This window comes from Corynebacterium sp. 13CS0277 (assembly GCF_002994655.1).
Taxonomy (GTDB): Bacteria; Actinomycetota; Actinomycetes; order Mycobacteriales; family Mycobacteriaceae; genus Corynebacterium.
Genome location: NZ_PPDL01000006.1, coordinates 26,807 through 42,416, shown reverse-complemented (window position 1 = coordinate 42,416; position 15,610 = coordinate 26,807). Strand labels below are relative to the sequence as shown.

Genomic DNA, 15,610 nt, shown 5'->3' with positions numbered 1-15,610 from the left:
GGGCTAGACTGTTGGCCCGTGGTGGGTGGGGCACCGTTTTCTTCCCATCTCTACCACGAGAAAAGAGTGACCACTTATGGCACGTAAGCCCCTGATTGCCGGCAACTGGAAGATGAACCTCAACCACCTTGAGGCCGTCCACACCGTCCAGAAGCTCGCCTTCGCGCTGCCGAAGGAGTACTACGAGAAGGTCGACGTCGCCGTCACCGTCCCGTTCACCGACCTGCGCTCCGTCCAGACCCTCATCGAGGCTGACGACCTGCAGATCACCTACGGCGCACAGGACATCTCCCAGCACGCCTCCGGCGCCTACACCGGTGAAATCTCCGGCGAGATGCTCAACAAGCTCGGCTGCACCTGGGTCGTCGTCGGCCACTCCGAGCGCCGCGAGTACCACCACGAGACCGATGCTCTCGTCGCCGCGAAGTCCCGCGCCGCTATCGACAACGACATCATCCCGATCGTCTGCGTTGGTGAGCCGCTCGAGATCCGCGAGAAGGGCACCCACGTCGAGTACGTCGTCGAGCAGACCAAGGCCTCCCTGGCCGGCCTGTCCGCAGAGGACCTCGCCAAGACCGTCATCGCCTACGAGCCCGTGTGGGCTATCGGCACCGGCAAGGTTGCTTCTGCAGCCGACGCGCAGGAAGTCTGCAAGGCCATCCGCGAGACCATCGCTGAGATCGCCAACGCCGAGGTCGCCGAGGGTATGCGTATCCTCTACGGCGGTTCCGTGAAGGCTGACTCCGTCGCTGAGATCGTCGGCCAGCCCGACGTCGACGGCGGCCTCGTCGGCGGCGCCTCCCTCGACGGTGAGGCTTTCGCCCAGCTGGCAGCCAACGCCGCCCTCGCGGTCTAGCACCGTCTCCTCGCGCCGTGTGCGCCCCGGCGGGTGAGCCCCTCACCCGCCGCTATTCCTCCAGTTTTTTTTAGCGCCACACCGTGTTCCACAGGCGTTGGGCTTACCCGCCCAGCCCTTCATTTCCCCCCACCCCGGGTGTGGGGTGCCACGGTGTGGCGTTTTCTCACCCCGCGTTCCGCACACCCCCATCGTCGTTTTCCCAGCTGAGGGAGTTCACCATGACCGATCTTTTCCGCGAGGACATCCGGCTGCTCGGCCGCATCCTCGGCGACACTCTGCGCGAGCAGGAAGGGGAGGAGGTGTTCACCCTCGTGGAGACCGCCCGGCGCACCAGCTTCGCCATCACCCGCGGCGAGGCCACGATCGACGATCTGCAGGAGCTGTTCCGGGACAAGGACCCGAAGATGCTACTGCCGGTGGTGCGTGCCTTCTCCCACTTCGCCCTCATGGTGAACGTGGTGGAGGACCTCCACGACGTCGAAGCGGCCGAAGCGCGGCTGGATGCCGGCGCGCCGCCGGTCGCATCCTCCCTGGCCGCCACCCGGCTCAAGCTGGGCGAGTCGGACGTGTCCGCGCCGCAGGTGGCCGATGTCATGGCCCACGCCGAGGTGGCCCCGGTGCTCACCGCCCACCCGACGGAAACCCGCCGCCGCACCGTCTTCGACGCGCAGGCGCACATCCGCCAGCTGCTGGAGCAGCGCCACGCCATCCTCGCCCGCCCCGCCAACGCCCGCACGCAGCAGCAGCTGGAGCGCATCGAGAACGACCTCGCGCGGCGCATGTCGATGCTGTGGCAGACGGCTCTCATCCGGGTCGCACGCCCCCGCATCGAAGACGAGGTTGATGTGGGCCTGCGCTACTACACCCTGTCGCTGCTGGAGCAAATCCCGGCCATCAACCGGGACGTCACCCGCATGCTGCACGAACTCTATGGGGAGGACATCCCCGACACCCCGATGATTCAGCCGGGCAGCTGGATCGGCGGCGACCACGACGGCAACCCCTACGTCACGGCTGAGACCTTGACGTATGCGACGACCCGGGCTGCCGACACGGTACTCAGCTACTACATTGACGAGCTGCATCAGCTGGAGCACGAACTGAGCCTGTCGGATCGGCTCACCAGCCCCACCGTGCAGTTGGCCGCACTGGCCTCCCGGGGGCAGGACAACGTGCCCTCCCGCGTCGATGAGCCCTACCGGCGTGCCGTGCACGGCATGCGGGGCCGCATGAACGCCACCAAGGCGAAAACGCTCGGTGACCACGCCGTCGAGGGCACCTGGTACACCGTGTACGAGCCCTACCATTCGGCCGCCGAATTCGCCGCCGACCTCGACGTCATCGACGCCTCCCTGCGCAGCAGCCACGACGAGTTGATCGCCGATGATCGCCTCGCCAGCCTGCGCAGCGCCGTCGCGAGCTTCGGGTTCCACCTCTACGCCATGGACCTGCGCCAGAACTCCGACTCCTACGAGGAGGTCCTGACCGAGCTGTTCCGCGCCGCCGGCGTCGCCGAGGACTACGCTGCCCTCGACGAAGAGGCCAAGCGGGCCCTGCTCACCCGGGAGCTGGCAAGCCCGCGCCCGCTGATCCCGCACGGCTATACCGACTTCAGCGAAGCGGTCGCCCGCGAGCTGGGCATCTTCCGCGCCGCGAGCGAACTCATCGACACCTTCGGCCCCCGGATGATTCCCCACATCATCATCTCGATGGCGACCTCCGTGTCCGACATCCTGGAGCCGATGGTGCTGGCCAAGGAGTTCGGCATCATCACCGCCGCCGGGGAGCACCCCACCGGCGCGGTGGACATCATCCCGCTGTTCGAAACCATCGACGACCTCGCCGCCGGTGCGGAGATCCTCCGCGAGTTGTGGCAGGTGCCGCTGTACCGCAACTACCTCGCGCAGCGCAACGACCTGCAGGAAGTGATGCTGGGGTACTCCGACTCCAACAAGGACGGCGGCTACCTCGCCGCGAACTGGGCGCTCTACGACGCCGAACTGGCGATCGTGCAGGCCTGCCGCGAGGGCGGCGTGCGCCTGCGCTTCTTCCACGGCCGCGGCGGCACCGTCGGCCGTGGCGGCGGGCCCACCTATGATGCGATCCTCGCGCAGCCCGAGGGGGGCGGTGCGTGGCTCGGTGCGGGTGACGGAACAAGGCGAGATCATCTCCGCCAAGTACGGCGACCCCGACTCCGCCCGCAAAAACCTCGAATCCCTCGTGGCCGCCACCCTGGAGGCCTCCCTGCTGCCCGTCAACGAACTCGTCGACCCCAGCGGCGCCTACGAGCTGCTGCGGGAGCTGTCCAGCCGCTCCCGGGCGGTGTACTCCACGCTCATGCACGAGGACCCCGGCTTCATCGAGTACTTCACTACCTCCACCCCGCTGCAGGAGATCGGGGCCCTCAACATCGGCTCCCGCCCGAGCTCGCGGAAGCAAACCAACTCGATTGCTGACCTCCGGGCGATCCCCTGGGTGCTCAGCTGGTCGCAGTCGCGCACTATGCTGCCCGGTTGGTTCGGTGTGGGCTCCGCCATCCAGCAGCTCATCGAGGCGGATCCGGAGAACCTGGGTCGCCTCCAGGAACTCAACCGCACCTGGCCGTTCTTCACCTCCGTGCTGTCGAACATGGCGCAGGTGATGAGCAAGGCGGACATGAACGTCACCCGCCTCTACAGCGGCCTCGTGGCTGACGAGGAGACCCGGGAGCGGATCTTCCAGGCCATCAACGCCGAGTACGAGCTCACCAAGGAGATGTTCTTCCTCATCACCGGTGCCGACAGCCTGCTGGCGGATAACCCGGAGCTCGCGCGCTCGGTGCGGACCCGTTACCCCTACCTGCTGCCGCTGAACATCATCCAGCTGGAGCTGCTGCGCCGCTACCGTGCCGGCGAAGACCTCGATGTCGTCTCCACCGGCATCCGGTTGACGATGAATGGTCTCGCCACCGCGCTGCGGAACAGCGGCTAGGGGAGTAGTCCCCACACACCCCACGGGTAGTGTTGCGACACAGCAGTCACAGCCCGGGGGTGTCTCCCGCGGCCACCCCGCGTGAGCAGCGGGAAACCCGCGCGCCCGCGGGGTGTTCGTGGTGTATAGTGGCCAAGTGTTGCCTCGCCCGGGGTGTGTTCCCCGCGCGACGCCCCTGACGCGGGATGCGGCAGGCACCCGAGGACACCTTGGGCCCCGCCCGTCACCGCCGGGACACCCACCGCTTTGCCCCGTGACATGCGGGGAGTGCGCCGTGCCCCACGTCAAAGTCTGTACCCCGAAGGATTGTTGTTCCATGACCCTGGCCCTCGAGATCATTCTCGTCATCTCCTCCCTGCTCATGACCATGTTCGTGCTGCTGCACAAGGGCAAGGGTGGCGGCCTGTCCAGCCTGTTCGGTGGCGGCGTCCAGTCGAACCTGTCCGGTTCCACCGTCGTGGAGAAGAACCTCGACATCGTCACCATCATCACCGCGCTCATCTGGCTCGGCTGCATCATCGGTCTCAACCTGATCCAGGCCTACGCCTAAACGCCCCCGCGCGGCACACGCCGCGTCGCCACACTCCACCCCGCCGGCACCCCCGCCGTCGGGGTGGACGTGTATCTCAACCGACGCACTCCTGGAGGAGGATTTCCGTGACCCCGCAGCGCCCGGCCCCGATGCGGCCCATCGTGCAGACCTTCGCCCGTCCTACCCGGGGCCGGATGCTCGCCGGCTGGGCCGGTGCGGCCGTCGTGGCGCTGTGGGCGGCCGCCGCCCTGCTGGCAGCCCTCGCCCCCGGGTGGGGTGCCCTGCAGGCGCTGAGCATGCGCCCGGGCGTGCTGCACGCGCTGAGCTTCCCGCAACTGTGGTGCGGGCTCAGCGTGGTGCTCGGCATCTGGTGTGCGGCGCGGGCGCTGCTGCGCGCCCGGCAGCTGGCCCCGTGCAGCGGGTGGACGACGACGATGTGGGCGCGGGCAGCGCTGGCCATGGTGGCCGCCGTGGGGTGGTGGTGGACGTGGGCTGTCTCCCCGCTGGATGCGTTGCCACGCGCCGAGGCTCCGGCCACGCCGACGGTCACGGTCGCGGCGTTCAATACCTTCGCAGAGCTTCGGGCAGAGGACCTGGCCGAGATCTTCGGCACCCAGGGGGCGGACGTGGCGGTGCTGCCCGAGTGGCGCGTCGACGGCGAATATGGTGAGCACACCCGCGCACTGCTCGCGGAGGCCGGACTCAACCCGGAGAACTTCCACCTGGCCCAGTCGACCCAGCCGGACCCGTCATGGATTTGGCCGGTGAGTCTCGTGTGGCGCGCCGACGGTGCCTGCGGGGACGCGATAGTGGTGGAGCCGGCAGAGCAGACCACCTTCGGCACCGTGGAGCTGCAGGCTACGGGCCAGTGCCCGCGGATCCTCGGGCTGCACACCATGGCCCCCGTCGGCGACCGCCAGTTGTGGCAGGAGGATCTTCACCGCATCTCCCGGCTTGCCGGACACAACGGCGGCACCCCGGTGGTCATCCTCGGGGATTTCAACGCCACGCTGCGGCATGGGCCGCTTGCGAGGCTCGAAGGCTTTGCTGACGCGCTGGACGCGGCGCCGCTGCTGCAGCGCGGCACGTGGACGACGCGCCTGGGCGCGCTGCTGCGCACGAGTATTGACCACGTGCTCGTGAGCGACGATCTCGCGGTCGTGGACACGCGGGTCCACGATCCGGTGGCCTCCGACCACACCATCGTCGTCACGACGCTGAGCACCCGCTGACCTATGACGAAGCCCCGCCGACCGGTGGCGGCAGGGCTTTTGTGTGGTGCTAGTGGGGGAGGCACTCCGCTGTGGCGAACAGGACGGTGCTGTCCCGGCCGGCGGCACCGGCGGCGGGCCACTGCGCGGCATCGCCGCGGGCGATGAGCTCCGCCACTGCCTCGCCCTTATCGGCGCCGGCCACGAGGAACCACACCGCGTCCGCACTGTTGACCGCCGGCAGCGTCAGCGTGGCGCGCTCCGCGGGGGGCTTCGGCGAATCCGTCACCGCCACCACCAGGCGCTCCCGCTCGGCAAGGGCCGGGGTGTGGGGGAACAGTGAGTTGATGTGGCCCTCCCCACCCATGCCCAGCAGGTGCAGGTCAAAGCCGTGCGGCGCCGACTCGGCGAGAACGTCGCTCATGTGCGCCACCGACTCCTCCAGGCTGAGCTCACCCAGCCGGTAGGAGTGGATGCGGGAGGAGGGCACCGGCACGTGGTCCAGCCACGCCGCACGGGCCTGCCCCTCGTTGGACTCCGGGTCGGACACCGGCACGTTGCGCTCGTCACCGAAGAAGACATGCAGGCGGGAGTAATCAATCGGGTGGGCGGGCGCGTGCGGATTCTGCTCGTGCGCATCATGAAGATCCGTCAGGGCCTTCAGGGTGGCAATGCCGGCAGTCCCGCCCGTGACAACCACGCGGGCGATGTGGTCGCCGTGCACCCCGCCGTGGGTTTGCGCCTGATAGATCTTCTCCGCGATGGCGGCGGCGGCCTGCGCCGCCAACTGCTCTGTGGAAGCAAACTCCCGCACGACGGGGCGGGGCAGCGAGGACTGCGACATCAGGGAGACTCCTAAAAAACGTAGGCGGGGTGGTTTAGAGGTTGAACGTGTCGACGTAACGCACCCGGCTCAAGCCCCGCAGGGCGCGACCGTAGGCCAGGTCCGGGTCCAGGTGGCGCAACTCCTCGGCGAGGCAGTCCGCCTGGCTGCGGCGCGACAAGGCCACGAGTGCCGGCGCCCGGCCGGGCACATGCACCGACAGGGTGTGGGCGTCTGCCACCTCAATGGTGATCAGGGAGTGCTTGCGGATGAGCTCCACCTTCGTCAACGGAATACAGGGGCGGCCCTCCGCATCCCGCGGAACCGCCTGCTGCCCGGTGGATTCGCGCACAATGTTCACGCCCAGTCGGTCGGCCAGCCACCCGGCGGCTAGGTCGACGCTGGGGGAGCCGGCGGGGCCGAAGACGCGGGCGTCGAGCACTTCTTCGTGGGGCTGCTGGTCCATGGTGGAGGCCACGATGCCCCGCCAGGGAGTAATGCGCGCCCACGCCATGTCCGAGTCGCCGGGGGTGTAGTGGTTGCGGCGCCGGTAGATGGAATCCTCCGGCGGGTCGAACAGGGCGTCGGTGATGCGGCGCTGCGCGAGCCGGCCAATGGGATCCACGGCGGGCTCCACGGGGGCGGCTGAGGGCCACCACGCCACAATCGGGGTGTCGGGCAGCAGCAGCGGGGTGACGACCGCCTCCAGGTGACGGGCCAGCTCCCCGCGGAGCTGCATGACCACGATCTCGGAGGCGCCGGCGTCGCCGCCGATGAGGACCTTCGCATCCAGCGACTGGGTGGGGGAGTCCGGGTCGGCGACGAGCATGAGCACCCGGGAGGGGTGCTCCCGGGAGGCGTCGGACACGCTCGTGATGAGGCAGTCAATATCGTCGTCGATGCTGGCGACGACGATAAGGGTCAGCACCCGGCCGGTTGCGACCTGGCCGCCGGTGTCCCGGATACTCACCAGGGTTTTGGAAATGTCCCGAGTTGTGGTGTCGGGGAGAGTGATGATCACGGGCAGATCCTAGGAAAAGTCGAATGAATCAGGCGTGGCGGGCGCACCACGGTGGGCTGTCATTAGGGGCGGCGCCAGGTGCGGCCATCGCGGGCCAGCATCCGGTCGGCGGACTCCGGGCCCCAGCTGCCGGCGGGGTACTCCTCGGGGCGGCCGCGCTGCGCCCAGTACTCGAGGATCGGGTCGAGAATCTTCCACGACAGCTCGACTTCCTCATTGGTGGGGAACAAGCTCGACTCATCAAGCAACGCATCCAGGATGAGGCGCTCGTAGGCTTCGGGGGATTCCTCGGTGAACGCCTCCGAGTAGGAGAAGTCCATGTTGACGTCGCGGACTTCCATCGTGGAGCCGGGCACCTTCGAACCGAAGCGCATGAGCATGCCCTCGTCGGGCTGGACGCGAATGACGACCGCGTTGTGGAGCTCCTCCGGGGACTGGGAGTTGCCGAAGGGCGGGTGGTGGGCCGGTTTGAACACGAGCGCGATCTCGGTGACGCGGCGGCCCAGCCGCTTGCCGGTGCGCAGGTAGAACGGCACCCCGGACCAGCGGCGGTTGGCGATCTGCAGGGTGCAGGCCGCATAGGTTTCCGTGGTGGATTCCGGGTCGAAGCCCTTCTCCTCCCGCAGGCCGGGCACCAGTTCGCTGCCCTGCCAGCCGGCCGCGTACTGGCCGCGAGCTGTCGTCTTCGCCAGCGGGTACACCGGGGCGGTGGCGCGCAGCACCTTAATCTTTTCCGCCTGCAGTTCCTGCGGGGTGAACGCGATGGGTTCCTCCATCGCGACGAGCGCCAGCAGCTGCAGCAGGTGGTTTTGGATCACGTCGCGGGCCGCACCGATGCCGTCGTAGTAGCCGGCACGACCACCCAGGCCAATGTCCTCGGCCATGGTGATCTGCACGTGGTCGACGTAGTGGTTGTTCCACAACGGGTCGAACAATTGGTTCGCGAAGCGCAGCGCCATGATGTTCTGCACGGTCTCTTTGCCGAGATAGTGGTCGATGCGGAACACCGCATCCTCGGGGAAGACGCTGTTGACGATGGCGTTGAGCTTGCGGGCCGATTTTTGGTCGTGGCCGAAAGGCTTCTCGATGATGACGCGCCGCCAGGAACTGTCGGTGGCTTTCGCCATCCCGGACCGGTCCAGCTGGTGGCACACGTCAGAGAAGTAATCCGGCGGCACCGACAGGTAGAACGCCCAGTTGCCGGCCGTGCCGCGGGAGGAATCAATATCGGCCAGGGTGTCGGCCAGCTGATCGAAGGCCTTATCGTCGTCGAAGTTGCCGGTGACGAAGAAGATGCCCTCGGCGAGCCGCTCCCACACACTGTCGCGGAAGTCGGTGCGCGCCCCCTCCTTCACCGCGCCGAGGACGTAGTTTTCGAAGTCTTTCTTGCTCCATTCGCGGCGCCCATAGCCGACGAGGGAGAACCCCGGGGGCAGCAGCCCTCGGTTCGCCAGGTCGTAGATCGCTGGCAGGAGTTTCTTGTGGGCGAGATCGCCGGTGACGCCGAAGATCACCATGCCGCACGGGCCCGCGATGCGGGGCAGTCGCTTATCTTCAGTGTCGCGCAGTGGGTTGAACCACTCCGCGCCGTGGGGGATACCGGTTAAGGAATTGTTCACGTGAGGTTTCTTCGCGTCCGTTGAAGGAATGGGGGGGTCTGGGGCGTGGAGACTGTGCCCGGCTGCGGTGCAGCGCAGGTGGGCACGGGGGAAGAAGAGACGCTGGGAAGCACTGCCGCTGTGTGCGGGCTGGGTCCTCCTACCGGGGGTTCTGTGCCGTGCCCTCGGGGCGCACGCGCCCCGGGGTGGCCCGGGGGTTGCGAACCGGGGTTATTCTAGCGCCCTTGTGCGGCGAGCTTGGTGTCCAACTCATTGAGCAGCGCGGTCCAGGAGTCGACGAACTTCTCCACGCCTTCGCGTTCCACGGTGGCGTAGACGTCTGCCAGGTCGACGCCGGCGTCCGTGACGCGCTGCAACTGGGAGTGCGCGGTCAGTGCGCCGGGGGTGAGGGTGTCGCCGTCGAGGCCCGCGCCTTCGAGGAGGGCGTCGATGGTGCCCTGCGGCATCGTGTTGACGGTGTCGGGGCCGGCGAGCTGGTCGACGTAGAGGGTGGCGGGGTACGCGGGGTTCTTCACGCCCGTGGAGGCCCACAGGGGGCGCTGCACGTGCGCGCCTTCGGGCAGGGTGGCTGCGGCAAACAGTTCCTTGAACGCGCCGTAGCAGGCGTAGGCGCCCGCCAGGCCGGCGACGCCGCGGGCCGCCAGGGCGTCCTCGGTGCCGATGGCGTCGAGGCGCTTGTCGACCTCGGTGTCGATGCGGGAGACAAACACGCTCGCGACCGAGCGGATGCGGGACACATCCTTTCCGGCGGCGTGGGCGCGGGCGATGCCGTCGAGGTAGGCGGCGACGACCTTGCGGTACTGCGCCTCGGAGAAAATCAGGGTGACGTTGACGCTGATGCCCTCGGCCAGGGCGTCGCTAATCGCCGGCAGGGACCCCTCGGTCGCCGGAATCTTGATCATGACGTTGTCGCGGCCCACCCGCTGGTGCAGCTCGCGGGCCTGGGTCAGCGTCGCGGCCGCGTCCTCGGAGATCCGGGGGTCGACCTCGATGGACACCCAGCCGTCGCGGCCGCCAGTGGAGGAGAAGACCTGCGCGAAGGCATCGCAGGCCTCGCGCACATCGTCGATGGCCATGGCGTAAACCGCCTCGTCGGCGGTGGCACCCTTGGCGGCCAACTCTTTCAGCTGGGCGTCGTAGGCGTTGCCACTGCTCATCGCCGCAGCAAAGATCGCCGGGTTGGTGGTCACCCCCAGCACGCCGATCTCGATCATGGCGGCGAGGTTGCCGCTGTGAATCCGCTCGCGGCTCAAATCATCCAGCCAGGTGCTGGTGCCGATGCGCTCCAGGTCGTGCAAAGCAGTAAACGTCATGGACTAACCGTCTTTCGTGTGACCCCACGCCCCCGTGCGCACACGGCTGGGGTGGGAAATATAAGAAAAAATAGGGGCTCCCCACCCTGCGCACCGCGCAGCGAGAGGGAGCGAAAAAGAGGAATATCCGTGGGCACGGGGCGGGTGCGGGCCGACGCCCACGGAGGGAAAAGTGTGGCACTACTTGGCGGCCTTCATGGATTCCTGAGCGGCACGCCAGACGGCCTCGGCGGTAATACCGAACTCGTCGTAGAGCTTCTCGTAGGGGGCGGAGGCGCCGAAGTGCTCGAGGGAGACCGCGCGGCCGGCGGAGCCGATCCACTGGTACCAGGGCATCGCGATGCCGGCTTCGACGGAGACGCGGGCGCGAACAGCGCTCGGCAGGACGGATTCCTGGTAGGCCTCGTCCTGCTCCGCGAACCACTCCATGCAGGGCATGGAGACGACGCGGGCACCGTGGCCGTCGGACTCGAGGAGGCGGGCGGCCTCCACGGCGAGCTGCACCTCGGAGCCGGTGGCGATGAGGATGACGTCCGGGGTGGGCTTGGAGCCTTCCACGAGGACGTAGGCGCCGCGGGCGACACCTTCTGCGGCCTTCTCCTTGGTGCCTTCCAGCACGGGCACGTTCTGGCGGGTGAGCGCCAGGCCCTTCGGGGACTCGCGGTACTCGAGGGCGGCCTTCCAGGCGGCGGCGGTTTCGTTGGCGTCCGCGGGGCGCAGCATCGACAGATTGGGGATGGCGCGCAGCGCGGCGAGCTGCTCGACGGGCTGGTGGGTGGGGCCGTCTTCGCCGAGGCCGATGGAGTCGTGGGTCCACACGTAATAGGCGTCGGTGCTCATCAGGGCGGCGAGACGCACGGCGGGGCGCATGTACTCGGAGAAGATGAGGAAGGTGCCGCCGTAGGCGCGGGTGTTGCCATGCAGGGAGATGCCGTTGATGATGGCGCCCATGGCGTGCTCACGGATACCGAAGTGGAGGTTGCGGCCGTAGGGGCTGGTGGTCCACGTGTCGGTGGTGATCGCCTCGGGGCCGAAGGATGCGGCGCCCTTGATGACGGTGTTGTTGGAGCCGGCGAGGTCGGCGGAGCCGCCCCACAGTTCGGGCAGCTGGGCGGCCAGCGCCTGCAGGGTTTCCTCGGAGGCCTTGCGGGTGGCCACACCCTTCGGGTCGGCATCCCAGCTGGGCAGGGTGGCGCCGAAGTCGGCGGGCAGGGAGCGGGTCGCCAGGCGGTCGAACAGGGCCTTGTTCTCGGGGTTCTTCTCCGCCCAGGCGTCGAAAGCCTGCTGCCACTCGGCGTGGGCGGCCTTGCCGCGGGCGACGAGCTCGCGGGTGTGGGCGAGCATCTCGTCGTTCTCGGGGAAGTCGACGGCCGGGTCGAAACCGAGGGCCTTCTTCGTGGCGGCCACCTCCTCGGCGCCGAGGGCGGCACCGTGCACGGAGCCGGTGTCCATCTTGTTCGGGGCGGGGTAGCCGATGACGGTCGAGATGCGGATGAAGGAGGGGCGCGGGTCCTTCTTCGCTTCCTCGACGGCCTGGAGGATGCCGGCGATGTTCTCGCCGCCGGTGACCTCGAGGGTCTGCCAGCCGTAGGCCTCGTAGCGGGCAACGACGTCCTCGGTGAAGGCGATCCGGGTGTCCTCCTCAATGGAGATCCGGTTGTCGTCCCAGAAGACAATGAGGTTGCTCAGCTGCTGGGTGCCCGCCAGGGAGCAGGCCTCGCTGGTCACGCCCTCCTCCATGTCGCCGTCGGAGGCGATGACGTAGATGTAGTGGTCGAAGGGGGACTGGCCGGCCGGAGCCTCGGGGTCGAACATGCCGCGCTCGCGGCGGGACGCCATCGCCATACCCACCGCGGAGGCCAAGCCCTGGCCCAGCGGGCCGGTGGTGATCTCCACGCCCTTGGTGTGGCGGTACTCCGGGTGGCCCGGGGTCAGCGAGCCCCAGGTGCGCAGCTTCTTCAGGTCCTCCATCTCCAGGCCGAAACCGCCCAGGTACAGCTGCACGTATTGCGTCAACGAGGAGTGGCCACAGGACAGCACGAAGCGGTCGCGGCCCACCCATTCGGTATCGCTCGGGTCGTGGCGCATGACCTTCTGGTAGAGGGTGTAGGCCAGCGGCGCCAGCGACATTGCGGTGCCGGGGTGCCCGGAGCCGCACTTCTGCACCGCGTCGGCGGCGAGAATGCGGGCGGTGTCGACGGCAAGGGTGTCCAGCGTCGCCCAGTCGGCGGGGTAGTGCGCGGTTGTCAGTTCGCTGAGATCCCGGTGCGTCGACGACGCAGCGGAGGAGGTGGAAGCACTCACGGTGAAATAAGGTCCTTCGAAAATAGCTAGGTAAGTCTGCGGGCATCGCGCCCGCCACGAGGCGCGGGCGTCGCGCGGATCGCCGTGGCGGCGGTGATGCTGTGCCCACAACTGTAGTGAACCGTGCCCGATCCTGCTTGCTCGGGCCGCTGGGCCTGTGCACAACCCGCGCCCGGTGGTGTGCGGCGGGGGTGATGTCAGGCGTATCTCACCGCGGGCCGTGCTGTTGTCTATCTCATGTGATCCGGGGGCCATTGTTGCGCCTCACTGCACCACTGTGGTGCGCGCCGCGACGATCGGATGTGAGCTGATGGCCCGGCACTTTCGCTGCCTGGACCATCCGTGCCCACAGCTTTCCCAGGGGCACCCGTGCATCACGGCGGCAGTCCGGGCGCGCCGCCACCGGCGCCCGCGCCCGCATCACTGGCGGGGGTTTGCGCGGCCAGGGCCGTTGGCGACCCCGGCCCCCATGGCGGGGCGAGGCGGTGGCGGTGGGGGATGGGCGTGCCACTGATGGCATCGCCCCCGGGCGGCCGCTAGGCTTAGTGCGGTCGAATCGGGCCGCGAGCCCCTGCCGCGCCGTGCTCTGCAGCATCACGCTGTGGGGATGCGCACCGCCACCGATGGAGGCGAGTGTGTGCCCGCCCGGGCACAGGCGTCGGATACCCCCGAATGTGGGGTCCCCTGGGAACTTCTTCGCATCCCCGGCCGACTATCTTTTTTGGTGGGCCCCGCCCTCCACTGTTTTGTCACACCACGCGCCCGCGCACGCTGCGCATCGCCGCGACCGTGGTGTGAGTTTTTTCTAGAAACCCCGAAGGGACCTGTACGTGGAGACGATCAAGGCCTATGTCGCGCTGACGAAGCCGCGGGTCATTGAGCTCCTCTTGGTGGCAACCTTCCCGGCCATGCTCCAGGCGGAACGCGGAGTCAACCACATTGGGTTGATTCTGCTCACCGTCATCGGTGGCTGGATGGGTGCCGCGGCGGCCAACACCTTCAACATGGTGGCGGACTCCGACATCGACAAGGTGATGAAGCGCACGGAGCGCCGGCCGCTGGCCAAGATGGTGGTCAGCAACAGAAACGCCACGATTTTCGCGTGGACGTTAACTGTGACGAGCTTCCTGTGGTTGTGGCTGTTGTGCCACTCGCTGCTGGCGGCCGTGTTCGTCATGCTGACGATCGCCTTCTACATCTTCGTCTACACCAAGTGGCTCAAGCGCTCCACCCCGATGAACATCGTGTGGGGCGGCGCCGCTGGCTGCATGCCCACCCTGGTTGGTTGGGCGGTCATCGCCGACAACCTCCCGGAAGGCGCGAACCCGCACTGGTGGCAGGCAGTCGTGCTGTTCATGGTGATTTTCTTCTGGACGCCGCCGCACACGTGGGCCCTGGCGATGCGCTACAAGGAGGACTACGCGGCCGCCGGGGTGCCGATGATGCCGGTGGTCCGCACCGAGGTCGAAGTGACCCGGCAGATTGTGGGCTACACCTGGGCCACCGTGCTGACCACCCTGCTGCTCGTGCCGGCCGCCGGCTGGCTGTATGCCGTTGTGGCGGTGCTCACGGGCATCTGGTTCCTCATCATGGCCATCCGGCTGCACGCCGGCGTGAAGAAGGGGGAGGAAGTCAAGCCGCTGAAGCTGTTCATCCTCTCCAACAACTACCTCGCGATCGTGTTTGTGGCGCTCTCCCTCGACGCGATCCTTGGCCTGGAGACCATCGCCAGCTGGTTGGGCTGGACCTCCAGCCTGTTCATCTAAACCACCTGTGCCTAAAGACGGCAGCGCCCCAGGAAAACCACCGACGGTGTCCCTGGGGCGCTGTTGTGTGTGGGGCCTGCTTAGTCCTCGTCGCTGATGCGGAGCACCACCGCCCCGGTGGTGGCCCTGTCCTGCAGGTCCCGGTGGGCCTGCGCGCCGTCTGCGAGCGGATAGGAGGCCCCGACCCGGATGTCGAGGACACCTTCGGCGATGGCTTGGGTGACGGCCTGGGCGCGCATGACGAACTCCCCGGGCTCCGCAGTCCACGCACCGATGCTGGGGCGGGTGAGGAAGATGCTGCCGTGGGCGTTGAGCTCCTGCGGGTCGATGGGGTCCACCGCCCCGGAGGCCGCACCAAACAGGCAGACCACGCCCCGCGGGCGCACCATGCACAGCGACTGGGCAAAGGTGTCCTTGCCGACCCCGTCGTAGACGACGTCGACACCGCGGCCTTGCGTCGCAGCGAGCACCTGCTCGGCGAGGTCCTCACCGTAGCGGAACACCTCCGTCGCGCCGGCGTCCCGCGCGAGCTGCTCCTTGGCATCGCTACTGACGACTGAGTAGACGCGGGCACCGCGGGCACGGGCGAACTGGGTGACGAGTCGGCCGACGCCACCGGCGCCGGCGGTGATGACGCAGCTGTCGCCCTCCCCGAGCTCGACCACACCGTGGGTGAGGTAGTGGGCGGTAATGCCCTGCAGGAGCATGCTCGCCGCGACCTCGAGGTCCATGCCGCGGGGCACGGCCACCAGCCGGTCGCGGGGGACGCACACGAACTCCGCGTAGGAGCCAAAGGCATCGCACCACGCCACCCGGGTGCCCTCGGCGATGGTGCCGGTGGGGTCTTTCACCACTCGGCCAGTGCCTTCAAAACCGGGGGTAAAGGGCGGCTCGGCGGGGTAGACGCCCTCACGGAAGTAGGTATCGATGTAGTTGACGCCGGCCACATCGACGGCGACGAGCACCTCCGCGTCTGTCGGCTCCGGGACCGGCGCCTCCTCCAGGGAGAGGACCTCGGGCCCGCCATGGCGTGTGACTCTTAACGCTTTCATGCCGTCTACTGTATTAGCTCACGCCCACCTGTGTCCCACGCTGCCCCCACACAGGGGAGAACACACACTGCGCAGTCGCCCCGCAGACGCCGGCACCCCGGCCCGTGGTACCGGTCCGGGGTGCGAGATGCCTGCGCAGG

10 protein-coding genes and 1 pseudogene are annotated in these 15,610 nt (G+C 68.0%); 5 read left to right on the top strand and 6 right to left on the bottom strand.

Translation table 11 applies throughout. The annotated features are described in order from the left end of the window. Nucleotides 1–76 precede the first annotated feature (76 nt). From tpiA to C1Y63_RS03430, 4 genes and pseudogenes are all read left to right on the top strand, one after another. Nucleotides 77–856: a triose-phosphate isomerase gene (gene tpiA, locus C1Y63_RS12980; protein WP_106015071.1), complete on the top strand. Its 780-nt coding sequence runs from the start codon at nt 77–79 to the stop codon at nt 854–856. Between the two features lie 221 nt (nt 857–1,077). Then, nucleotides 1,078–3,829, top strand: a pseudogene (gene ppc / locus C1Y63_RS03440) (phosphoenolpyruvate carboxylase). 316 nt (nt 3,830–4,145) lie between these two features. Continuing rightward, nucleotides 4,146–4,379 (top strand): preprotein translocase subunit SecG, encoded by a 234-nt coding sequence (gene secG, locus C1Y63_RS03435; RefSeq protein ID WP_106015070.1) that lies wholly within the window; start codon nt 4,146–4,148, stop codon nt 4,377–4,379. A 107-nt stretch (nt 4,380–4,486) separates the two neighbouring features. Then, a complete protein-coding gene (locus tag C1Y63_RS03430) occupies nt 4,487–5,593 on the top strand; it encodes an endonuclease/exonuclease/phosphatase family protein (protein ID WP_106015069.1) in 1,107 nt (368 codons plus the stop codon). Between the two features lie 49 nt (nt 5,594–5,642). Here C1Y63_RS03430 and pgl read toward each other — a convergent pair whose 3' ends face one another. From pgl to tkt, 5 genes are all read right to left on the bottom strand, one after another. After that, a complete protein-coding gene (pgl, locus tag C1Y63_RS03425) occupies nt 5,643–6,416 on the bottom strand; it encodes a 6-phosphogluconolactonase (RefSeq protein ID WP_106015068.1) in 774 nt (257 codons plus the stop codon). A gap of 34 nt (nt 6,417–6,450) precedes the next feature. Further along, nucleotides 6,451–7,416: a glucose-6-phosphate dehydrogenase assembly protein OpcA gene (locus C1Y63_RS03420; protein WP_106015067.1), complete on the bottom strand. Its 966-nt coding sequence runs from the start codon at nt 7,414–7,416 to the stop codon at nt 6,451–6,453. A gap of 62 nt (nt 7,417–7,478) precedes the next feature. Continuing rightward, nucleotides 7,479–9,035, bottom strand: a complete 1,557-nt coding sequence (gene zwf / locus C1Y63_RS03415) for a glucose-6-phosphate dehydrogenase (protein ID WP_233195559.1) — start codon at nt 9,033–9,035, stop codon at nt 7,479–7,481. A 215-nt stretch (nt 9,036–9,250) separates the two neighbouring features. After that, on the bottom strand, nt 9,251–10,348 hold the full coding sequence (tal, locus tag C1Y63_RS03410) for a transaldolase (protein ID WP_106015065.1): 1,098 nt from the start codon (nt 10,346–10,348) through the stop codon (nt 9,251–9,253). Nucleotides 10,349–10,528: 180 nt separating this feature from the next. Then, nucleotides 10,529–12,652, bottom strand: a complete 2,124-nt coding sequence (gene tkt / locus C1Y63_RS03405; protein WP_369831013.1) for a transketolase — start codon at nt 12,650–12,652, stop codon at nt 10,529–10,531. 830 nt (nt 12,653–13,482) lie between these two features. On the opposite strand from tkt, the gene C1Y63_RS03400 reads away from it, so the two are divergent. Further along, nucleotides 13,483–14,418, top strand: a complete 936-nt coding sequence (locus C1Y63_RS03400) for a heme o synthase (RefSeq protein ID WP_106015063.1) — start codon at nt 13,483–13,485, stop codon at nt 14,416–14,418. 80 nt (nt 14,419–14,498) lie between these two features. On the opposite strand, the gene C1Y63_RS03395 is transcribed toward C1Y63_RS03400, so the two are convergent. Next, complete coding sequence (locus C1Y63_RS03395; RefSeq protein WP_106015062.1) at nt 14,499–15,470, bottom strand: quinone oxidoreductase; 972 nt, start codon at nt 15,468–15,470, stop codon at nt 14,499–14,501. Nucleotides 15,471–15,610: the final 140 nt, after the last annotated feature.